Source organism: Massilia sp. Leaf139 (genome assembly GCF_001424165.1).
Taxonomy (GTDB): domain Bacteria; phylum Pseudomonadota; class Gammaproteobacteria; order Burkholderiales; family Burkholderiaceae_D; genus Telluria.
The window spans coordinates 50,565-70,297 of sequence record NZ_LMOJ01000023.1; the positions used below are offsets into that span (position 1 = coordinate 50,565).

At 64.9% G+C, this 19,733-nt stretch carries 21 protein-coding genes and 1 tRNA gene; 16 read left to right on the forward strand and 6 right to left on the reverse strand.

Features of this window, described 5'->3' with window-relative positions:
- Nucleotides 1–78: 78 nt before the first annotated feature.
- The 9 genes from ASF77_RS14345 to ASF77_RS14385 all read left to right on the forward strand — a co-directional run bounded on the left by ASF77_RS14345 (nt 79) and on the right by ASF77_RS14385 (nt 9,494).
- On the forward strand, nt 79–2,043 hold the full coding sequence (locus ASF77_RS14345) for a long-chain fatty acid--CoA ligase (protein WP_056340636.1): 1,965 nt from the start codon (nt 79–81) through the stop codon (nt 2,041–2,043).
- Nucleotides 2,043–2,873, forward strand: a complete 831-nt coding sequence (locus ASF77_RS14350) for an ABC transporter ATP-binding protein (RefSeq protein WP_056340640.1) — start codon at nt 2,043–2,045, stop codon at nt 2,871–2,873. Before ASF77_RS14345 ends, ASF77_RS14350 begins: the two co-directional genes overlap by 1 nt.
- Complete coding sequence (locus ASF77_RS14355; RefSeq protein WP_056340643.1) at nt 2,870–3,766, forward strand: branched-chain amino acid ABC transporter permease; 897 nt, start codon at nt 2,870–2,872, stop codon at nt 3,764–3,766. The genes ASF77_RS14350 and ASF77_RS14355 overlap by 4 nt, the downstream gene beginning before the upstream one ends.
- A 3-nt stretch (nt 3,767–3,769) precedes the next feature.
- Nucleotides 3,770–4,828 carry a branched-chain amino acid ABC transporter permease gene (locus ASF77_RS14360; RefSeq protein WP_056340646.1) on the forward strand — a complete coding sequence of 353 codons (1,059 nt, stop codon included), beginning with the start codon at nt 3,770–3,772 and terminating at the stop codon, nt 4,826–4,828.
- A 42-nt stretch (nt 4,829–4,870) separates the two neighbouring features.
- Entirely contained in the window at nt 4,871–6,172 is a 1,302-nt protein-coding gene (locus tag ASF77_RS14365; RefSeq protein ID WP_056340648.1) for an ABC transporter substrate-binding protein, read from the forward strand.
- A 50-nt stretch (nt 6,173–6,222) separates the two neighbouring features.
- Nucleotides 6,223–7,062, forward strand: coding sequence for an ABC transporter ATP-binding protein (locus ASF77_RS14370; RefSeq protein WP_056340651.1), 840 nt, complete (start codon nt 6,223–6,225; stop codon nt 7,060–7,062).
- A 31-nt stretch (nt 7,063–7,093) separates the two neighbouring features.
- The gene (locus ASF77_RS14375) at nt 7,094–8,347 is read left to right on the forward strand and encodes a phenylacetate--CoA ligase family protein (protein WP_056340653.1); all 1,254 of its coding nucleotides are present in this window, start codon (nt 7,094–7,096) and stop codon (nt 8,345–8,347) included.
- Entirely contained in the window at nt 8,334–8,798 is a 465-nt protein-coding gene (locus ASF77_RS14380) for a PaaI family thioesterase (protein ID WP_373961878.1), read from the forward strand. The genes ASF77_RS14375 and ASF77_RS14380 overlap by 14 nt, the downstream gene beginning before the upstream one ends.
- Before the next feature lie 75 nt (nt 8,799–8,873).
- On the forward strand, nt 8,874–9,494 hold the full coding sequence (locus ASF77_RS14385) for a hypoxanthine-guanine phosphoribosyltransferase (protein WP_056340656.1): 621 nt from the start codon (nt 8,874–8,876) through the stop codon (nt 9,492–9,494).
- Nucleotides 9,495–9,575: 81 nt separating this feature from the next.
- Here ASF77_RS14385 and ASF77_RS14390 read toward each other — a convergent pair whose 3' ends face one another.
- The 4 genes from ASF77_RS14390 to ASF77_RS14400 all read right to left on the reverse strand — a co-directional run bounded on the left by ASF77_RS14390 (nt 9,576) and on the right by ASF77_RS14400 (nt 12,341).
- The gene (locus tag ASF77_RS14390) at nt 9,576–10,538 is read right to left on the reverse strand and encodes a nitronate monooxygenase family protein (RefSeq protein ID WP_056340658.1); all 963 of its coding nucleotides are present in this window, start codon (nt 10,536–10,538) and stop codon (nt 9,576–9,578) included.
- Between the two features lie 87 nt (nt 10,539–10,625).
- Nucleotides 10,626–11,651, reverse strand: a complete 1,026-nt coding sequence (locus ASF77_RS14395) for an MBL fold metallo-hydrolase (protein WP_056341222.1) — start codon at nt 11,649–11,651, stop codon at nt 10,626–10,628.
- Between the two features lie 43 nt (nt 11,652–11,694).
- Nucleotides 11,695–11,901 (reverse strand): DUF1289 domain-containing protein, encoded by a 207-nt coding sequence (locus ASF77_RS23705; protein WP_082493788.1) that lies wholly within the window; start codon nt 11,899–11,901, stop codon nt 11,695–11,697.
- Nucleotides 11,898–12,341: a thioesterase family protein gene (locus ASF77_RS14400; protein ID WP_056340661.1), complete on the reverse strand. Its 444-nt coding sequence runs from the start codon at nt 12,339–12,341 to the stop codon at nt 11,898–11,900. The genes ASF77_RS23705 and ASF77_RS14400 overlap by 4 nt, the downstream gene beginning before the upstream one ends.
- A gap of 135 nt (nt 12,342–12,476) precedes the next feature.
- Between ASF77_RS14400 and ASF77_RS14405 the strand changes: the two genes are divergently transcribed.
- Together ASF77_RS14405 and ASF77_RS14410 are read left to right on the forward strand one after the other, a co-directional pair.
- Nucleotides 12,477–12,905: a CopG family transcriptional regulator gene (locus ASF77_RS14405; RefSeq protein ID WP_200934183.1), complete on the forward strand. Its 429-nt coding sequence runs from the start codon at nt 12,477–12,479 to the stop codon at nt 12,903–12,905.
- Nucleotides 12,906–12,930: 25 nt separating this feature from the next.
- Nucleotides 12,931–14,046 carry a PHB depolymerase family esterase gene (locus tag ASF77_RS14410; RefSeq protein ID WP_056341226.1) on the forward strand — a complete coding sequence of 372 codons (1,116 nt, stop codon included), beginning with the start codon at nt 12,931–12,933 and terminating at the stop codon, nt 14,044–14,046.
- A 111-nt stretch (nt 14,047–14,157) separates the two neighbouring features.
- Here ASF77_RS14410 and ASF77_RS14415 read toward each other — a convergent pair whose 3' ends face one another.
- The gene (locus tag ASF77_RS14415) at nt 14,158–14,358 is read right to left on the reverse strand and encodes a cysteine-rich CWC family protein (protein ID WP_056340664.1); all 201 of its coding nucleotides are present in this window, start codon (nt 14,356–14,358) and stop codon (nt 14,158–14,160) included.
- A 170-nt stretch (nt 14,359–14,528) separates the two neighbouring features.
- Between ASF77_RS14415 and argB the strand changes: the two genes are divergently transcribed.
- Together argB and ASF77_RS14425 are read left to right on the forward strand one after the other, a co-directional pair.
- Nucleotides 14,529–15,458: an acetylglutamate kinase gene (gene argB / locus ASF77_RS14420; protein ID WP_056340667.1), complete on the forward strand. Its 930-nt coding sequence runs from the start codon at nt 14,529–14,531 to the stop codon at nt 15,456–15,458.
- 62 nt (nt 15,459–15,520) lie between these two features.
- Nucleotides 15,521–15,595: transfer RNA gene (locus ASF77_RS14425), tRNA-Thr, on the forward strand.
- 20 nt (nt 15,596–15,615) lie between these two features.
- On the opposite strand, the gene ASF77_RS14430 is transcribed toward ASF77_RS14425, so the two are convergent.
- Nucleotides 15,616–16,500, reverse strand: a complete 885-nt coding sequence (locus ASF77_RS14430) for a TraB/GumN family protein (RefSeq protein WP_082493789.1) — start codon at nt 16,498–16,500, stop codon at nt 15,616–15,618.
- Nucleotides 16,501–16,524: 24 nt separating this feature from the next.
- On the opposite strand from ASF77_RS14430, the gene ASF77_RS14435 reads away from it, so the two are divergent.
- The 3 genes from ASF77_RS14435 to pabB are packed head-to-tail and all read left to right on the forward strand — an operon-like array spanning nt 16,525 to nt 19,729.
- Nucleotides 16,525–17,265 (forward strand): pyrimidine 5'-nucleotidase, encoded by a 741-nt coding sequence (locus ASF77_RS14435; protein WP_056341228.1) that lies wholly within the window; start codon nt 16,525–16,527, stop codon nt 17,263–17,265.
- A gap of 18 nt (nt 17,266–17,283) precedes the next feature.
- Complete coding sequence (slmA, locus tag ASF77_RS14440; RefSeq protein WP_056340673.1) at nt 17,284–17,862, forward strand: nucleoid occlusion factor SlmA; 579 nt, start codon at nt 17,284–17,286, stop codon at nt 17,860–17,862.
- Nucleotides 17,863–17,866: 4 nt separating this feature from the next.
- The gene (gene pabB / locus ASF77_RS14445; protein WP_056340676.1) at nt 17,867–19,729 is read left to right on the forward strand and encodes an aminodeoxychorismate synthase component I; all 1,863 of its coding nucleotides are present in this window, start codon (nt 17,867–17,869) and stop codon (nt 19,727–19,729) included.
- Nucleotides 19,730–19,733: the final 4 nt, after the last annotated feature.

Below are 19,733 nucleotides of genomic sequence, written 5' to 3' on the forward strand. Positions count from 1 at the left end.
CATAAAAATTTCGCCGGTGACAGAAGCCTTTCAGCAATCTGTGCCGAGCCGGGATGTTCCTTATTGGAGGAGACAGCGATGGAAACATCGGAGCGCCTGCCTTTGCAGACTTTTCCGCGGCGCCTGCTCGCCCATGCACGCGAGCGCGGGACGCGTCCCGCCTTCCGCGAAAAATACCTGGGCATCTGGCAGACCTGGAACTGGGAACAAGTGAACGCCGAGGTGCGGGCGCTGGCCTGCGGGCTGGCATCCATCGGCTTCGAACGCGGCATGAACCTGGCCATCATCGGCGACAACCGGCCGCGCCTGTACTGGGCGATGCTGGCGGCGCAGTGCCTGGGCGGCGTCCCCGTGCCGCTCTACCAGGATGCACCCAGCGCCGACATGGCCCACGTGCTGAACGACGCCGACATCGAGTTCGCCGTCGTCGAAGACCAGGAGCAGGTCGATAAACTGCTCGAACTGCAGACCGCATGCCCGCGCGTGCGCCGCATCGTGTTCGAGGACGAACGCGGCATGCGCCACTATCAACACGCTGGCCTGCTGTCGTTTGCCGCGTTGCAGGAACTGGGCCGCGCCTGGGATGCCCAGCATCCGGGCGCCTTCGATGCCGCGCTCGAGGCCGGCCAGGGCAGCGACACCGCGATCATCCTCTACACCTCGGGCACCACCGGCAAACCGAAGGGCGTAATGCAGTCGCACGCGGCCCTGATCGCGGCCGGCAGCGGCGGAGTCGGCTTCGACAAGCTGAGCGACCGCGACGACGTCCTCTCGTACCTGCCGATGGCCTGGGTCGGCGACTGCCTGTTCTCATTCGCCCAGGCGATGGTGGCCGGCTTCACGGTGAACTGCCCGGAATCGAGCGACACGGTCTTGACCGACCTGCGCGAGATCGGCCCCACCTATTATTTTGCGCCGCCGCGTGTGTTCGAGAACATGCTCACCACCGTCATGATCCGGATGGAAGACGCCAGCCCGCTGAAACGGCGCATGTTCGACCATTGCATGGCGGTCGCGCGCCGCAGCGGCGCCGACATCCTGGACGGAAGAAAGGTGAGTACGCTCGACCGTGTGAAGTATGCGCTGGGGCGGATCCTCGTCTACGGCCCGCTGAAAAACGTGCTCGGCCTGTCGCGCGTGCGCGTGGCCTACACGGCGGGCGCGGCGATCGGCCCGGATCTCTTCCGTTTCTACCGCTCGATCGGGGTCAATTTAAAACAGTTATATGGCTCGACCGAGACCTGCGCCTATGTCTGCCTGCAGCCGGACGGGAACATCAAGTTCGATAGCGTCGGCATTCCGGCGCCCGGGGTCGAGGTGCGCCTGGCCGAGAACGGCGAAGTGCTGGTAAAAGGCGTGTCGAACATGGACGGCTATTTCAAGCGCCCCGACGCGACGGCCGAGGTGATCGACAGCGAGGGATACTTTCATACGGGCGACGCCGGCATGTTCGACAGCGACGGCCATTTAAAGATCATCGACCGCGCGGCCGATGTCGGCAAGATGAACAACGGCGCGATCTTCGCGCCCAACTACATCGAGAACAAGCTGAAGTTCTTCCCCTTTATAAAAGAGGCGGTCACCTTCGGCAATGGGCGCGACCAGGTCTGCGCTTTTCTCAACATCGACATGGAAGCCGTCGGCAACTGGGCCGAACGGAGGAATCTCGCCTATTCCGGCTACACGGATCTGGCGGCGCACCCGCAGGTGCTGGAACTGATGCGCGACTGCGTGCAGAAGGTGAATGCGGATCTCGCCGGCGAGGCGTTGATGGGCCACACGCAGATCCACCGCTTCCTGGTGCTGCACAAGGAACTCGATCCCGACGACGACGAGCTGACCCGTACGCGCAAGGTGCGCCGTAAATTCGTCGCCGAAAAATACGCCGTGCTGATCGAGGCGCTGTATGCGGGCAAGACCTCGCAATTCATCAGCACGCAGGTGAAATTCGAGGATGGCCGCACGGGCCTTGTGAGCGCCGACCTGCGTATCGTCGACGCCGCGACCTATCCGACCATGTCGAGCATGCAGGAGGCAGCGTAATGGAGATGGTGCAACCACCGAGCCAGTCTGGGGCCGGGCGCCGCATTGGCGACGTGATCCTCGATCTGAAAAACATCTCGCTCGCCTTTGGCGGCGTGAAGGCGTTGACCGATATCTCCTTCGACGTGCGCCAGCACGAGATCCGCGCCATCATCGGGCCGAACGGCGCCGGCAAAAGCTCGATGCTGAACGTGATTAACGGTGTGTACCGCCCGCAGCAGGGAGAGATCGTGCTGCGCGGCGCCAGCCGCACCAACATGGACTGCTACGGCGCGGCCAAGGCGGGCATCGCGCGCACATTTCAGAACATCGCGCTGTTCAAGGGGATGACGGTACTGGACAACATCATGACCGGGCGGAACCTCAAGATGAAGACGAATTTCTTGCAGCAGGCGTTTTATCTGGGCGCCGCCCGGCGCGAGGAAATCGCCCACCGCGAAAAGGCCGAAGCCATCATCGACTTCCTGGAGATCCAGGCGATCCGCAAGACGCCGGTGGGCAGATTACCTTACGGCCTGCAGAAGCGCGTGGAGCTGGGCCGGGCGCTGGCGGCCGAACCCGAGATCCTGCTGCTCGACGAGCCGATGGCCGGCATGAACGTCGAGGAAAAGCAGGACATGTGCCGCTTCATCCTCGACGTGAACGACCAGTTCGGCACGACGATCGTCCTGATCGAACACGACATGGGGGTGGTGATGGACATCTCGGACCGGGTGGTGGTGCTCGACTACGGCAAGAAGATCGGCGACGGCACGCCCGACGAGGTACGTAGCAACGAGAACGTCATCAAGGCCTATCTGGGCCAGGCCCACGGGGAGGCGGCACCATGAGCTTTTTCATCGAAGTGCTGCTCGGCGGCCTGCTGTCGGGCGTGATGTACGCGCTGGTGGCGATCGGCTTCGTCCTGATCTACAAAGCCTCGGGCGTGTTCAATTTCGCCCAAGGAGCGATGGTGTTTTTTGCCGCGCTCACCTGCGTCGGCATCATCGACAAATTCGGCGTGTCGCTCTGGGTCGCGATTCCGGCCACGATCCTGGTCATGATCGCGCTTGCCTTCGCGATCGAACGGGTGGTCTTGCGCCCGCTGGTGAACCAGCCGGAAATCACGCTGTTCATGGCCACCATCGGCCTGGCCTTTTTCATCGAGGGCCTGGCGCAGCTGGTCTGGGGCTCGCAGGTACGCAAGCTCGACCTGCCGATCGAGGACGTGCCCAACGAATACCTGATGGAACACTTCAATATCCTGGTCTCGCAGTTCGACATGACGGCGGCGATCGTGTGCGCCATCCTGGTGATCGCGCTGGCGCTGCTGTTCACGAAAACCCGGGTCGGGCGCGCGCTGCGTGCGGTGGCCGACGACCACCAGGCGGCGCTGGCCGTCGGCATTCCGCTGCAGCGGATCTGGGTGGTGGTCTGGTCGGTGGCAGGCCTGGTGGCGCTGGTGGCGGGCATGCTGTGGGGCGCCCGCAATGGCGTGCAGTTCGCGCTGACCTTCATTGCCTTGAAAGCCTTGCCGGTGCTGATCCTGGGCGGGTTCACCTCGATCCCCGGCGCCATTGTCGGCGGCCTGATCATCGGCGCCAGCGAGAAGCTGGCCGAAGTCTACATCGGGCCGATGGTGGGCGGCGGCATCGAGGGCTGGTTTCCATACGTGCTGGCCTTGGGCTTCCTGCTGGTGCGCCCTGAGGGGCTGTTCGGCGAAAAAATCATCCGGAGGATCTGAGACATGTTGTATCGCGAAGCCGGACAATTCAAGACCAGTTACCAATCCGACGGCCAGATTCTGCCGATCCGCCAGGATCGCATCGGCCTGTTCACCCTGCTGGCGATCGCCCTGGTCGTGGTGCCGCTGTTTGCCTCGCCCTACCTGCTGTCGGCGATCCTGATCCCGTTTTTGATTTTCGCGCTGGCGGCGCTGGGCTTGAACATCCTGACGGGCTATGCCGGCCAGCTCTCGCTCGGCACCGCCGCCTTCATGGCGGTCGGCGCCTATGGCGCTTTTAATTTTGTGGCACGGATTCCCGGTATTCCGCTGCTGCTTGCTTTTGTGCTGGGCGGCCTGAGCGCAGCCCTGGTCGGCATCGCTTTCGGTTTGCCATCGCTGCGCATCCGCGGTTTTTATCTGGCGGCGGCGACCCTGGCGACCCAGTTCTTCGTGATCTGGTGCTTGACCAAGATCCCGTATCTGACCAATTACAGCGCTTCGGGCGTGGTGACGGTGCAGACCATGCAGATCTTCGGCTACGCCTTCGTCACGCCGGCCTCGAAATACCTGCTGGTGCTGGCCATCGTGGCGCTGATGGCGCTGCTGGCCAAGAACATGATCCGCTCGAACGTGGGGCGCTCCTGGATGGCGATCCGCGACATGGACATGGCGGCCGAAGTGATCGGCTTCCGGCCGCTGCGCACGAAATTGCTGGCGTTCGCCGTCAGCTCGTTTTACTGCGGCGTGGCCGGCGCCCTGTACGCGTTTGCCTATCTCGGCACCGTCGAGCCGGAAGCCTACAGCCTGGATCTGTCCTTCCGCATCCTGTTCATGGTGATCATCGGCGGCGTCGGTTCGATTCTCGGCTCCTTTCTGGGCGCCGCCTTCATCGTGCTGCTGCCGATCTTCCTGAACATGCTGGCGCACTCGCTCGGCATCGCCACCAATTACGCCTCGAACCTGGAACTGATGGTGTTCGGCGGCTTGATCATCTTCTTCCTGATCGTGGAACCGCACGGGCTGGCGCGCCTGTGGCAGATCGGGAAAGAGAAGCTGCGTTTGTGGCCCTTCCCGCATTGAGACGGTCTTTCTATCCATCGTAGTTAAAACAAGGAGACACCCATGAAAGTCATCAAATCGATCATGCTCGCCGCAGCCCTTGCCGGCGCCGGCGGGCAGGTACTCGCCGCCGACCAGTTCGTCGCCCTGCCCTCCTACCGCGTCGGCCCGTATGGCGCCGGCGGTTCCGGCTTCTATGGCGGCATGATTGACTACTTTAATTTGATCAACGCGAACGGCGGCATCAATGGCGTCAAGATGACCTGGGAAGAGTGCGAGACCGAATACAACGCCTCGCGCGGGGTCGAGTGCTACGAGCGCATGAAGACGAAGAACGGCGGCGCCACCCTGGTCGACCCGCTCTCGACCGGCATCGCCTACGGCATCGTCGACCGCGTCGCGACCGATAAAATCCCGATGACCATGCTCGGCTACGGCCGCTCGGACGCCGCCAACGGTAAAGTGTTCCCCTACGTCTTCCCCCTGATTACCAGCTACTGGAACCAGGCCGCGGCGATGATCAAGTACCTGGGCGACAAGAACGGCGGCTACGCCAAGCTGCGCGGCAAGAAGATCGTCTACCTCTACCACGACTCGGCCTTCGGCAAGGAAGCCATGCCGGTGCTGGACGCGCAGGCCAAGCAGTACGGTTTTGAACTGATCAAGATCGCGGTGGCCCCACCGGGCAGCGAGCAGCAGTCGCAATGGCTGCAGATCCGCCAGGCCCGCCCCGACCACGTGATCCTGTGGGGCTGGGGGGTGATGAACTCGGTGGCGATCAAGACCGCACAGCGTAACGGCTTCCCGCGCGAGAAAATCCTCGGTGTCTGGTGGGCCGGTTCGGAAGAAGACACGATCCCGTCGGGCGAAGCGGCCAAGGGCTATACCTCGATGACCTTCAATACGCCGGGTAACTACCCGCTGCTGGACGAGATCCGTAAAAAAGTTTACGCGGGCGGCAAGGGTAACCTGGCCGACCAATCGCGCATTGGTTCCGTCTACCACATGCGCGGCGTGACCCTGGGCGTGCTGTGGGTCGAGGCGATCCGCACCGCGCAGGAAAAATTCGGCAAAGGGAAAACCATGACCGGCGAGCAGGTGCGCTGGGGCCTGGAAAACCTGAACGTCGACGCGGCGCGCCAGAAGGCGATCGGTGCCTTCGGCATGTTCCCGACCGTGAAGACGAGCTGTGACGACCACGAGGGTTCCGGCGCGGTGAAGGTGCAGCAATGGGATGGCAAGAAGTGGGTCGCGATCACGCCGAACTGGGTGGTCGGCGACAAGGCCCTGACGCGCAGGCTGCTGGAAGAGTCGTCGCTGGCCTATGCCAAGGAAAAGAACATCACGCCTGCCTGCATGCAGTAATCGATGGACAGCCCCCGCCGCGTGGCGGGGGCATTCTGGAAGAGCGACCCATGACCAGCACGAGCACCAGCGCCAGCACCGGCGCCAGCGAAGCCTATCTGTCGGTGAACAACATCGAAGTCATCTACGACCATGTGATCCTGGTGTTAAAGGGCGTGTCGCTGCAGGTACCGAAGGGGAAGATCGTGGCCCTGCTGGGCGCGAACGGCGCCGGCAAGTCGACCACCCTCAAAACGATTTCAACCTTGTTGCGCGGCGAACGCGGCGACGTCACCAAGGGAGAGGTGCGCTTCCAGGGCGAGCGCATCGACCAGCTGACGCCGAACGAACTGGTGCGGCGCGGCCTGTCGCAAGTAATGGAGGGACGCCACTGCTTCGGCCACCTGACGATCGAAGAGAACCTGCTGACCGGCGCCTATACCCGCACCATCGGCCGCGCCGAACTGAAAACGGCGCTGGAATCGGTCTACCACTACTTCCCGCGTTTGAAAGAGCGCAGGAACAGCCAGGCCGGCTACACCTCGGGCGGCGAGCAGCAGATGTGTGCGATCGGCCGCGCGCTGATGGCGAATCCGTCGATGATCCTGCTCGACGAACCCTCGATGGGGATCGCGCCGCAGATCGTCGACGAGATCTTCGGCATCGTCAAGGATCTGAACCACAAGGAGGGCGTGTCCTTCCTGCTGGCCGAGCAGAACACCAACGTGGCCCTGCGCTACGCCGACTTCGGCTACATCCTCGAGAACGGCCGCGTGGTGATGGACGGCGCCGCCGCCGACCTGGCCAACAACGAGGACGTCAAGGAGTTTTACCTGGGCGTCTCGGGCGCCGGGCGTAAAAGTTTCAGGGACATGAAGTTTTATCGGCGCCGCAAACGCTGGCTGGCCTAAGCCGAACGCCGTTCACCCAATTGGAGGCAGCATGACGAGCATCACCCTCGATGCGCTGGAAACCCGCGCGCCCGAAGAACGCGAACGCGACCTGCTGGCGCGCCTGCCCGGCCTGGTCGCCCGCGCCCAGCAGGTGCCCGGCTGGGCCAGGATTCTGGACGGAGTCGACCCGCACACCATCACCAGCCGCGCCGCGCTGGCGCAACTGCCGGTGACGCGTAAATCGGATCTAAAAGCGCTGCAGGAAGCGACGCCGCCCTTCGGCGGACTGACCGCGACGCCGACCAGCGAACTGGCGCACGTGTTCATGTCGCCGGGCCCGATCTTCGACCCCGAAGGGAGAAGCGCCGACTGGTGGCGCTTCGCGCGGCCGATGTATGCGGCGGGCGTGCGCCGCGGCGGCCTGCTCCAGAACTGCTTCAGCTATCACTTCACGCCGGCCGCTTTCATGGTCGAAAGCGGCGCCGCCCGCATCGGCTGCGGCGTGATCCCGGCCGGCACCGGGCAGACGGAGATGCAGGTGCAAGCCATGGCCGCGCTCAGGCCGAGCACCTATGTCGGCACGCCCTCGTTTTTACGCATCATCATCGAAAAGGCGCGCGAAATGGGTGCCGACATCGGCAGCGTACAACACGCCCTGGTCGGCGCCGAGGCCCTGCCGGAATCGCTGCGGGGCTGGTTCCGCGACAACGGCGTGCCGCACGTGTTCCAGACCTATGCCTCGGCCGACATCGGCAGCATCGCTTACGAGACGGCGACCGACGGCGTGCTCGATCCGGGCATGGTGCTCGACGAGGAGGTGTTATTGGAAATCGTGCGGCCCGGCAGCGGCGAGCCGGTGGCGCCGGGCGATATTGGCGAAGTGGTGGTCACCCTGTTCAACCGCGACTATCCGCTGATCCGTTTCGCCACCGGGGATCTGTCGGCGCTGCTGCTGGACGCGGCGCCGAACCTGCGCACCAACAGCCGCATCAAGGGCTGGATGGGGCGCGCCGACCAGACCACCAAGGTGCGCGCCATGTTCGTGCATGCCTCGCAGGTGCAGAACATCGTGCGCCGCCATCCGGAAGTGGTCAAAGCGCGACTGGTCGTCTCGGGCCAGATGGCGAACGATGTGATGACCCTGCACTGCGAAGTGGCGGGCACGCCGGATGCGCAGCTGGCCGGCGCGATCGCGGCCTCGATCCGCGATGTCACCAAGCTGCGCGGCGAAGTCGCCTTCGTTGCGCCCGGCACCCTGCCGGACGACGGCAAGTCGATCGAGGATGCGCGTGACTATAGCTGAGGGAGAAGGCGCGAGCACGATCGATGCGCAGGTGGCCGAGCGGGTGCGCGCCAGCTTCGCGCGCCAGAACGCGATGCGCCTGATCCGGGCGCGCCTGGCACTGGTCGCGCACGGCCGCACCGAGATCCACCTGCCGCACTGGGATGGACTGGAACAGCAGCACGGGTTCATCCACGGCGGCGTGGTCGGCATGATTGCCGATTCGGCGGCCGGCTACGCGGCCATGACGGTAGCCGCGCCGGGCGCATCGGTGCTGACCGTCGAATACAAGATGAATTTGCTGGCGCCGGCCGATGGCGAGTATCTGGTGGCGCGCGGCGCCGTCGTGCGGCCGGGACGCACGCTGATCGTCACCCGCGCCGAGGTGTTCGCCATCCGCGACGGCCAGGAAATCCTGTGCGCGCTGATGCAGCAGACCATCATGGCCATGCATGGCAAGGAGGAAAAGTAGCGCCCTGCCAAATGTCCGCCTGTTATTGGGAATATTCGCGATAATTGGAGCACTCACCCTTTACCGTCAATACCCATGCAAGATTTTCATGTTACGCGCGCCCAGGCCCTACTGGAACATGCGCACGAGATCGTTACCCCGGAACAGGTGCAGGCCGCCGTGCGCCATGTGGCGGACGTGCTCAACGAACGCTTCCAGGCCCCCGGCGCCGGCTTCCCGCTGGTACTGGGCGTAATGGGTGGCGCCGTCGTGTTCACGGGCACCCTGCTGCCCCAGCTCGCCTTTCCGCTCGAGTTCGACTACATCCACGTCAGCCGCTATGGCGACGACGACCGCGGTGGACAAGTCGTGTGGAAAGTCATTCCGCGCCAGAACGTGGCCGGACGCACGATCGTCGTGCTGGACGATATCCTCGACGAAGGAGAAACCCTGGCCCATGTGAAGCAACGCCTGCTCGACATGGGCGCGGCCGAGGTCATCATCGCCGTGTTCGCCGACAAGGAGATCGGCCGCGGTAAACCGATCGCGGCCGACATCACCGGCTTGACGCTGCCGAACGCCTTCGTGGTCGGCTTCGGCATGGACGTGTACGGCTATTGGCGCAACCTGCCGGGGCTGTGGTCGATCAATCCCCAGGATCTGACGCCGAACGAACCGGCGCCGGAGTATCCGATTCCGGATGCAAAAGCCTCTTAAATCGTACTAACAAAGGCCTCCGTGTGGAGGCCTTTGGTTTTGCGGAAGTCTTTGAGGCCAATGGCCTCAAAGACCTCAACATTATCGAAGCGCCAGGCGCTGGCGTGCTGCCTCGTACTCCTTCGTCAGCCGCTCGACCATCTCGGCCACGGTCGGCACGTCGTGCATCAGGCCCACGCCCTGGCCGGCGCCCCAGATATCTCGCCAGGCCTTGGCTTTCGAGCTGCCGTCGCCAAAGCTCATCTTGCTCTTGTCCGATTCCGGCAGCGCGTCCGGATCGAGACCGGCATTGACGATCGATTTTTTCAGGTAGTTGCCGTGCACGCCGGTGAACAGATTCGTGTAGACCACGTCGGCCGCACTCGATTCGACGATGGCGTCGCGGTAGTCGTCGCTGACGTTCGACTCCTTCGTTGCCAGCCAGCGCGAGCCGATATACGCAAAATCGGCGCCCATCGCCTGTGCCGCCAGGATGGCGTCGCCGGTGGCGATCGAGCCGGACAGGGCGACTGGGCCATTGAAGAATTTGCGTACCTCGCCCACCAGCGCGAACGGCGACAGCGCACCGGCATGGCCGCCGGCGCCGGCCGCGACCAGGATCAGGCCGTCGACGCCGGCTTCCAGCGCCTTGTGCGCATGGCGGATCGAGACCACGTCGTGCAGCACGATGCCGCCATAGCTGTGCACGGCGTCGAGCATCTCTTTTGGCGGCGCGCGCAAGGACGAGATGATGATCGGCACCTGGTGCTTCACGCAGACCTCGACGTCGTGCTCGAGACGGGCATTCGAGGCGTGCACGATCTGGTTCACGGCGATCGGGCCGACCTTCAAGCCGGGATTGGCGGCCTGGTAATCGGCCAGCTCTTTCTGCAGGTCGGTCAGCCAGGTATCGAGCAGCTCGGCCGGGCGGGCATTCAGGGCCGGGAAGGAACCGACGATCCCCGCCTTGCACTGCGCCGCGACCAGGGCCGGGCCGCTGGCGATGAACATCGGCGAGGCGATGACGGGTAAGGAGAGGTTTTGCAATACGGTGGGCAGCGTCATGGGCAGCTTTCGGCTTGGGGTTATTCGGACTGGCTGTCAGATTATAGGGGCAAAAAAGCACGACCGTGCTAGATCGGCGGCTCTAAATTATGCGTCGACGAGAAATGCGCCGTCGATGCGGGCGGCGCGGGCGCGGATCAGGGAGGCGATGGCCCAGGTGGCGAGCTTGGTGTAGAGGGCGTCGTGCGGCGTGGTATGCGTGCCGGCGTTGGACGCGTGGGCGGGAGGCCCGCCCACCCTACGGGTCGACGCGCCTGCTGTAGGGTGGACGGGTTCCCCGTCCACGCGTTCAACCCGCGCCCCCTCACCCGCAAGCGCGGCGATATCGATCTGCCGCAGCGCACTGTTCACCACCGGAATCGAGGCCAGCAGTCCGGGCACGTCCGCCAGCGCCACGCGCTGGCGCTCGAGCAGCAAGAATTTCACCAGCACCTTGACCGCGTTCTCCGCATTGCGGCTGGGCGCCGCCGATAAATAATCGAGCCGCGAATACGCGCGCTCCAAAGCGCCCGCCACATCCGTGAACATGCGCCCGTGCCCGGGAATGACCAGGCGCGCGTCGAGCGTGGCGATCAGATCGAGCGTGGCACGCGCTTCCTCGAAACCGGACTCGCCGTCGAGCTCCGGAAAAATGACCCCGAAACCGTTTTCCCACAGGGCATCGCCCGCGATCAGGATGCCCTCGCCCGGGCAGAACAGTAATAGGGCGTGCGGATCGTGGCCGGGCGCGGCCAGCACCTGCCAACTCAAGTCGCCTAGTTCCAATGCTTGACCCGGCCTGAGTAGCGCATCGAAGGTAAACCGGGCGCATTGCTGGCCGGTGGCGCGGTAACTCAGCGCGTCCTCGTCCCAGGCCGCGACTTTACCTGCTTCGGCCGCGGGAATCGCCGTGTGGCAGCCGTAGGCCGCCTGCAAGGCCGCATTGCCGCCGCAGTGATCCGAATGCAGGTGGGTGTTCAGCAGGCGCGCCAGCGGGCGCCCGTCCAGGGCGTGGTGCACCAGCGCCAGCGTTTGCGGCGCGTGGGTGACATAGCCGCTGTCGACCAGCGCCGGCGATTCCCCCGTAAACAGCACGTTGTTCGAGGACAGCCAGCCGCGTTCGAACATGCGCATCGTTGCGGGCAAAACGGGCAAGGCCGGCGCGGCGGACGTCATCTCAGCCGAAGTCGAGCTGCGCTTCGCGGCGCCGGATCTCGGCCCAGACGGCGCGTTTGACCTCGTCGCTGGCGCCGCCCCAGGCGACGATCTCGTCGATCGTGCGCAGGCAGCCGCGGCACAGCCCGGTTTTAGCGTCCATCTCGCACAGGCTGATGCAGGGAGACGGCACCGGGGTTTGCAGCTCGGGGGAGGACAGTGCACTCATGCGGCCGCCTCGCCGGCCGCATGCCGTTCCAGTTTATTCGCGACGCGCATATTAAAACGCTGGGGATCGATCACGCAGCGTTCATGCGTGCCCTCGCAGATGCGTTCCTGATCGTCCCAGGCCTGCACTCTGAAACGCACGCGCTGGCCCTCGACGGCGACGACTTCGCCCTCGATGCGCAGGGTCATGCCGGGTGGCGTCGGCGCCAGATGTTGAAAGCTGACCATGGTACCCAGGCTCTGTTCGCGCGGCCAATCAAGGAAGGGCATCATCCCGTGCACGCAGGCGAGCTCCATCATGCCGACCATGTAGCCGGTGGCGAGCACGTCGGGCATGTCCTGGCAGAACGGGGTGTCGTGGTACAGCTGCGGCACGGTCGCGCGCGGCGGCACTGTGTACTGCCATGCGAAGCGCAGGCCGGGTTGTAATTCTGGACTCATGAAGAAAGAGATTACCCGATTCAATCGAATCGCGCTTGACCGCGGAGCTCAGGAGCGTAGACTGACACCCAAATTAAACCATCCAGGTGGATGGTAACGGGATGGTAAAAGAGCATATCAAGGATGGGAGGCAGCATGCGCGGCCAAGTCGTGAACACGAACGAAACGAAACAAAAGCTGGCGGACTCGGAAAAAATCACGATCAACCTGGGCATGATCGACCTCGGCCAGATCGACCTGCTGGTCAGCGAGGGCTTTTATAGCAACCGCACGGATCTGATCCGCACCGCCATCCGCAACCAGTTGAACACGCATGCCGACGTGGTGCGGCAAACCGTCGCCCGCCGCAGCCTGGTGCTCGGCATGCACCACTATTCCCGGGCCGACCTGGAAGCGGCGCAGGCCGCCGGCATCCGCCTGCAGATCCAGGTACTCGGCATGGCCAGCATCGCCAGCGACGTCCCGGTCGAGCTGGCCCTGGCCACCATCGAATCGATTTCGGTTCTCGGCGCGCTGCACGCAAGCAGCGCCGTCAAGGCCGCACTGGCAGAGCGCATGCTGTAAGCGCACACAAGGAAGCCACATGAAACTGAACATGAACAATAAGCTGTTCGCGCAAATGCGCGCCGCCACCCGCAACCTGCTGCACAAGCCGCAGGTCGATACCAGCAAGGTGATCCAGGACGCGCTCAAGAACGCCTCGGCCATGACCCAGGCAGCGCAGGCGCACATGCACGGCCTGTCGCAGGCGAACGGCAAGCAACACTTGCGCACCCCGGCCGACGTGCCCGACATGCTGGCCGAACTGAGCCGCACCTTCGGCCACGGCGGCGCGGCCGCCAACGAGCCGGCGACTTTGCTGCCCGGCACCTTCAGCAGCGCCACATTCACGAACCGCGCCGGCACCCGCAGCTACAAGCTCTATGTGCCGAGCAGCTACACCGGCCAGCCGACGGCCCTCGTCGTCATGCTGCACGGCTGCACCCAGGATCCGGACGACTTCGCCACCGGCACGCAAATGAACGTGCTAGCTGAAGAGACCGGCTGCCTGGTCGTGTATCCGGCGCAATCGCAGCAAGCCAATTCCTCGCGCTGCTGGAACTGGTTCAACGGTGTCGACCAGCAGCGCGGCCAGGGCGAACCCTCGATCATCGCCGGCATCACCCGCGAGGTCATGGGCAAATATGCGATCGACCCGGCGCAAGTGTATGTCGCCGGCCTGTCCGCCGGCGGCGCCATGGCCACCATCATGGGCACGCTCTACCCGGAGCTGTACGCGGCCGTCGGCGTGCACTCCGGCCTGCCCTTCGCCTCGGCCCACGACCTGCCCTCGGCGCTGGCGGCCATGCAGGGCCAGCTCCAGCGCCAGCGCGCCTATGCGGCCCAGCCGGATCGCGCGATTCCGATCATCGTCTTCCATGGCGACCAGGATCATACCGTGCACCCGACCAATGGCGACGAGCTGATGGTGCACGCGCGCGACGCTGCCCACGCCATGGCGGTCGAGCCTGGCCGGGTGCCCGACGGCCACGCCTTTACGCGCACGGTGCACAAGCGCGCCGACGGCAAGGTGCATGGCGAGCACTGGGTCATCCACGGCGCCGGCCACGCCTGGTCGGGCGGCAGCGCGCGCGGCAGCTATACCGACGGCAGGGGCCCGGATGCCAGCCGCGAAATGCTGCGTTTTTTCAGTACCCACCGCTGACATCGTATTTCCGTACCGGCCGCTTCATGCGGCCCGGTGGCGGTGTTCGGTATCAGGCCCTCTTGCAGGGACAAATGATGCGCCTGTACGCCGGGGCGGACACCACGGCGCTCAAGCGTCGGGCGGGAACTTTTCAGGCGTCGCCTCGGCCGTCGCGGCGATGTGCGCACGCAGGCAGGCCGGACACCAGCAGCCGGCCTCCGCGCCTGGCACTGGCACCACCGGCGGCAGGCTGGTGCACCAGCAGGGTTCGGCGCTGCCATCGGCCATGGCGCAGCCGAAAGGGGCGCCGCAGCGTGTACAAAGGCTCATGGCGCAGCCTTGCGACAGAAATTATTCGTCATGTGTAATATCGTTGAAGCATTCATCGGCAGCGATCCTGACCCGGTCACACGATAAAATACAACAATCACGCCATAGAATGCCCACAAGGGCGCCCGTGTTGCCTGTAAAATCTCCGCCACATTTATTTCGGACTCCCCATGAACGCTCAGTTGACCAGCCTGAAGACCGAGGAACAATCGAGTGACCTGACCGCGGTGTCCCCGCAGATCAAGGCACAGATCCTGGCCGAGGCGCTCCCTTATATCCGCAACTTCCATGGCAAGACGATTGTCATCAAGTACGGCGGCAATGCCATGACCGACGAACGCCTGAAGCACGGCTTCGCGCGCGACGTCATTCTGCTGAAACTGGTGGGCATGAACCCGGTGGTGGTGCACGGCGGCGGTCCGCAGATCGACAACGCCCTTAAGAAGATCGGCAAGCAGGGCACCTTCGTGCAGGGCATGCGCATCACCGACGAAGAAACCATGGAAGTGGTCGAGTGGGTGCTGGGCGGCGAAGTGCAGCAGGACATCGTCATGCTGATCAACCACTACGGTGGCCAGGCCGTGGGCCTGACCGGCAAGGACGGCGGCCTGATCCGCGCCCGCAAGATGTCGATGCCCGACCGCGACAAGCCGGGCGAGTTCCTCGACATCGGCTTCGTCGGCGAAATCGAGGCGATCAATCCGGCGGTCGTGAAAGCGCTGCAGGACGACGCCTTCATTCCGATCATTTCGCCGATCGGCTTCGGCCAGGACGGGCAAGCCTACAACATCAATGCCGACGTCGTCGCCGGCAAGATCGCGGAAATCCTGAAAGCCGAAAAGCTGATCATGATGACCAACATCGCGGGCGTGCAAGATAAAGCCGGCAACCTCGTGACCGACCTGTCGGCGCGCGAGATCGACGAGATGTTCGCCGACGGTACGATCTCGGGCGGCATGCTGCCGAAGATCTCGTCGGCGCTGGACGCCGCCAAGTCGGGCGTGAACACCGTGCACATCATCGATGGCCGCATCGAACACTCTTTGTTGCTGGAAGTCTTGACCGAACAGGCGTTTGGCACTATGATCCGGTCGCATTGAAAATTTATGGCAAGGATGACGCGCCATAAATGGCGAGTCATTCTTGCCGCCATACCAGTACCGCCCTTTTAGCTCAGTGGTAGAGCACTCCCTTGGTAAGGGAGAGGCCACGTGTTCAATCCACGTAAAGGGCACCACTCCCCTCCCGTTCGCTCCCTCAGTACAGCCGCTCCACCGTCAAGCCACGCTGGCGCAGCAGTTCCGGCACACCCCGTTTCCCCAGCAAGTGCAATAAGCCGACCGCGGCCACCGCATTGTCTTCGCGCGCCAGCAGGGCTGCGAGCTTGTCGGCCATCGGCCCGTTGCGCTCTTCCAGCACCACCTCGCGCACGAACTTGCCGCTGACCGTGTCGTCGGCCTCGATGCGGCGTGCGATCGCCTCCAGCGCTTGCTGATCCGCGCGCTCGTAGGCCTGGAACAGCTCGCGCATCTCGCGCAGCTGGCGTCCCGAGGCCATGTGCGCCAGCGTTTCCTCGAGCACGGTCCACTGCGTCTCCAGCGGCAGCCGGTTCAGCAGCGCCGCCTGGTAGTGCACCGACTCCAGCTCGGCGATGCGCGCCTTGCCGCGCGCGAGCTGCGCCAGGTGGGCATCCACGCCCAGGGCCGGGTCGTAGCCGAGTTTGGCCACGTCCGCCACCGCCAGCATCGTCGCCAGCATCCAGGGCCGCATCGGCGCGACCGCGGCCGGGTCGATACCCTGGCGCGTGAGCGCTGCTTCCAGGCGCTGACGGCGCGCGGCCGGCAGGCTGCCGTAGCCGGCGCTGCCCGGCGCGAACAGGCCGTGTTCGCGGAAGGCGGCCTGCGCCGCGCCGGGGTCGCGCCCCATGTCCACTTCCAGGGCCAGCGTGGGCGCCTGCGCCACGGCCTTGGCGATGCGCGCTTCGAGCGGATAGTAGCCGGCCTTGCCCGCATGGATGGTGCCGTACAGGTAGAGCGTATGTTTTTCGCCGCTGACCTTGAACAGCGCGCCGCGTTCGGCGGCCAGTGCCTGGCACGCCATCAGAACGAAGCCGAGGAAGGCCACTATAATCGGACGTCGCATCCATTACTCCTGTTGGTTAAAAACGTGCCGAATCATATCCCTGCCGCTCCCGTCTGGCTATTCGATCTGGATAACACCCTGCACGATGCCTCGCATGCGATCTTCCCGGCCATTAGCGCCAACATGAACACGTATATCGCGCGCGTGCTCGACGATGGCATCACGCCCGTCACCCAGGCCCGGGTCGATGCCGCGCGCCTGGGCTACTGGAAAAAATATGGCGCCACCCTCCTCGGCCTGATGCGCCACCATGCCGTGGATGCCGCCGAATTCCTGCGCGAGACCCACGATTTGAAGGATCTGCGCGCGATGATGCGTTCCGAGACGGGACTCGGACGCCTGCTGCAGCGCCTACCGGGGCGCAAGATCCTGCTGACGAATGCGCCGCGCGATTACTCGACCCACGTGATGCGCCACCTGGACTTGGGCCGCCACTTCGCGCACCACATCGCCATCGAGCAGATGCACGTGCACCGCCAGCTGCGCCCCAAGCCTTCGAAGCTGATGCTGGCGCGCCTGCTGCGCAAGCACGGCGTGGTCGCGCGCGACTGCATCCTGGTCGAAGACACCTTGGCCAACCTGAAAAGCGCCAAGCAGCTCGGTATCCGCACGGTGTGGATTACCCAGTATTTGCGCGCCAGCGAACGCAGTACGCTGGGGATGGCGCGGCCGCGGCGCCTGATTCGCCCCGATTATGTCGATGTCAAAGTAAAATCCGTGCGCCAGCTGCCGCAGCGCCTGCAGCGGCTTCGTTCATCCATCTAATCATTCTGTCGGGATCCCATGGCAAGCACCAAGCCAGGCCAGCGTAAACTGCAAATCCTCCAGGCCCTGGCGGCCATGCTCGAGCAGCCCAAGGGCGAGAAAATCACCACCGCCGCGCTGGCAGCGCGCCTGTCGGTGTCGGAAGCGGCCCTGTACCGCCACTTCGCCAGCAAGGCGCAGATGTTCGAGGGCCTGATCGATTTCATCGAGGCCAGCGTGTTCGGCGTCATCAACCAGATCACCGAGAAGGAAGAACGCGGCGTCGACCAGCTGCATGCGATGCTGCAGATGCTGCTGTCCTTTGCCGCGAACAATCCCGGCATGACGCGGGTGCTGATCGGCGACGCCCTGGTTGGCGAGGACGAGCGCCTGCAAACGCGCATGAACGGGTTTTACGACCGCGTCGAACTGGCCTGCAAGGGCGCCCTGCGCCTGGCCGCGAGCCAGGGCCACGGTATCGAGGACGACGTCGCCGCGCGCGCCAGCCTGCTGGTGAGCTATGTCACCGGGCGCTGGCACCGCTACGCGAAAAGCGGTTTCAAGCAGCAGCCGCACGACGGGAGCGGCGTACAGTTGTCGCTCCTGCTGGCGGCCTGAGACCATGCATACCGTCTTTGCACTGCTCGACGATGCGAGCGCGGAAGGTCATGCGCAGGCCCGCTCGCGCCTGTACACGGGCCACGCCGGCACCCTTTTCTGCGTTGATGCCGCCGGCTGGCCCCACCTGCTGGCCGAGCTGCAGGCGGCGCTGGCACGCGGCCTGTACGCCGTTCCCCTGCTGACCTATGAACTGGGCGCGCACCTGCTCGGCATCCCGGCCAAGCCCGTTGCCGGGCCGCTGGCGCAGGTGCTGCTGTTCGAACGCTGCGAGCTGCTGACGGCAGCCGAGGCGCAGGGCTGGATCGCCACGCGTGCTGGTGGTGGCGCCGGAGAAAGCCCGGCCGGCGTCGCCGGCATCAGCGCCAACGTCGACGAAGCGCGCTTCGTCGCGGCCATCAGGCGCATCCGCGACTACATCGCCGCCGGCGACACCTATCAGGTCAACTACACTTATCGTTTGCGCTTCGACGCCTTCGGCTCCATCTACGCACTGTACAGCCGCCTGCGCGCGCGCCAGCCGGTGCCGTATGGCGCCCTGATCGGCCTGCCGGACGGCGGCGCGGTGCTCTCCTTTTCTCCGGAGCTGTTCGTGCGCCACACGGGAGACACGCTGCTGGCACGCCCGATGAAGGGCACGGCGCCGGCGGGCGAGGACGAGGCGATCAACCTGGAGCGCGCCGCGGCGCTGGCGGCCGACCCGAAAAACCGCGCCGAAAACCTCATGATCGTCGACCTGCTGCGCAACGACCTGGGGCGCGTCGCCCAGACCGGCAGCGTGGCGGTACCGAAGCTGTTCGAGGTGACGCGCTTCGGCGCCGTGCTGCAGATGACCTCGACCGTGCAGGCGCGCCTGCGCAGCGACGCCACCCTGGCCGAGGTCTTTATCGCCTTGTACCCCTGCGGCTCGATCACGGGCGCGCCCAAGCGCAGGACGATGGAGATCATCGACGAACTCGAACCGGATGCGCGCGGCCTGTACACGGGCGCGATCGGCTGGTTCGACCCGCCCGGCGCCGGCCGCGCGATCGGCGACTTTTGTTTATCGGTGCCGATCCGTACGCTGGCCCTGGCGCCGGGCGAGGGCCTGCGCCGCGGAGAACTCGGCGTCGGCGCCGGCATCGTGTATGACAGCGACCCGCAGGCCGAATACGCCGAGTGCCAGTTGAAAGCGCGTTTTCTGACCGGGCTGCCGAATGATTTCGCGCTGTTCGAGACCATCAAGGCCTCGTGGCAAGACGGGCCGCGCTACCTGGATCTGCACCTGGCGCGGATAAAGGCGTCGGCCGCGTATTTCGGGCTGCCTTTCGACGAGACGGCCGCGCACACGCAGGTGCTCGATGCCTGCCTCAGCCTGCCGCCGGAAGGCGGGGTATATCGCCTGCGCCTGGCGCTGGCCGCCGACGGCGCACTGACGGTGACGAGCGCGCCGCTGGCGCCCCTGGTCGAACCGGTGCGCGTGATCCTGGCCGACACCCCGACCGACTCGCACGATGTCTTCCTGCGCCATAAAAGTTCGATCCGCGGCCGCTACGATGCCGCCTGGCGCGCGGCCGAGGCGCAGGGCGCCTTCGATGCCCTGTTCTTCAACGAGCGCGACGAGTTGACGGAAGGGGGACGGACGAACGTGTTCGTGCGCCTGGACGGGCGTTGGTACACGCCGCCGCTATCCTGCGGCCTGCTGCCAGGGGTGACGCGCGCCGTGATGCTGGCCGCGCCGGCCTGGAATGCGGCCGAGCGCGTGATCACGCGCGAGATGCTGCAGCGCGCGGAAGGCGTCGTCGTATGCAACGCGCTGCGCGGGCCGCTGCTGGCGCTGCTCGAGCGCCGCCATGCCGACGCGGGGGGCGAGGCACGCAGCGAATAAGCCG

What these genes read in the sequence shown, in the direction of transcription:
- ASF77_RS14345 (WP_056340636.1), top strand. Translation starts at nt 79, where the DNA reads ATGGAAACATCGGAGCGCCTGCCTTTGCAGACTTTTCCGCGGCGCCTG.
- ASF77_RS14350 (WP_056340640.1), top strand. Translation starts at nt 2,043, where the DNA reads ATGGAGATGGTGCAACCACCGAGCCAGTCTGGGGCCGGGCGCCGCATT.
- ASF77_RS14355 (WP_056340643.1), top strand. Translation starts at nt 2,870, where the DNA reads ATGAGCTTTTTCATCGAAGTGCTGCTCGGCGGCCTGCTGTCGGGCGTG.
- ASF77_RS14360 (WP_056340646.1), top strand. Translation starts at nt 3,770, where the DNA reads ATGTTGTATCGCGAAGCCGGACAATTCAAGACCAGTTACCAATCCGAC.
- ASF77_RS14365 (WP_056340648.1), top strand. Translation starts at nt 4,871, where the DNA reads ATGAAAGTCATCAAATCGATCATGCTCGCCGCAGCCCTTGCCGGCGCC.
- ASF77_RS14370 (WP_056340651.1), top strand. Translation starts at nt 6,223, where the DNA reads ATGACCAGCACGAGCACCAGCGCCAGCACCGGCGCCAGCGAAGCCTAT.
- ASF77_RS14375 (WP_056340653.1), top strand. Translation starts at nt 7,094, where the DNA reads ATGACGAGCATCACCCTCGATGCGCTGGAAACCCGCGCGCCCGAAGAA.
- ASF77_RS14385 (WP_056340656.1), top strand. Translation starts at nt 8,874, where the DNA reads ATGCAAGATTTTCATGTTACGCGCGCCCAGGCCCTACTGGAACATGCG.
- ASF77_RS14390 (WP_056340658.1), bottom strand. Translation starts at nt 10,538, where the DNA reads ATGACGCTGCCCACCGTATTGCAAAACCTCTCCTTACCCGTCATCGCC.
- ASF77_RS14395 (WP_056341222.1), bottom strand. Translation starts at nt 11,651, where the DNA reads ATGCGCATGTTCGAACGCGGCTGGCTGTCCTCGAACAACGTGCTGTTT.
- ASF77_RS23705 (WP_082493788.1), bottom strand. Translation starts at nt 11,901, where the DNA reads ATGAGTGCACTGTCCTCCCCCGAGCTGCAAACCCCGGTGCCGTCTCCC.
- ASF77_RS14400 (WP_056340661.1), bottom strand. Translation starts at nt 12,341, where the DNA reads ATGAGTCCAGAATTACAACCCGGCCTGCGCTTCGCATGGCAGTACACA.
- ASF77_RS14405 (WP_200934183.1), top strand. Translation starts at nt 12,477, where the DNA reads ATGCGCGGCCAAGTCGTGAACACGAACGAAACGAAACAAAAGCTGGCG.
- ASF77_RS14415 (WP_056340664.1), bottom strand. Translation starts at nt 14,358, where the DNA reads ATGAGCCTTTGTACACGCTGCGGCGCCCCTTTCGGCTGCGCCATGGCC.
- argB (WP_056340667.1), top strand. Translation starts at nt 14,529, where the DNA reads ATGAACGCTCAGTTGACCAGCCTGAAGACCGAGGAACAATCGAGTGAC.
- ASF77_RS14430 (WP_082493789.1), bottom strand. Translation starts at nt 16,500, where the DNA reads ATGCGACGTCCGATTATAGTGGCCTTCCTCGGCTTCGTTCTGATGGCG.
- slmA (WP_056340673.1), top strand. Translation starts at nt 17,284, where the DNA reads ATGGCAAGCACCAAGCCAGGCCAGCGTAAACTGCAAATCCTCCAGGCC.
- pabB (WP_056340676.1), top strand. Translation starts at nt 17,867, where the DNA reads ATGCATACCGTCTTTGCACTGCTCGACGATGCGAGCGCGGAAGGTCAT.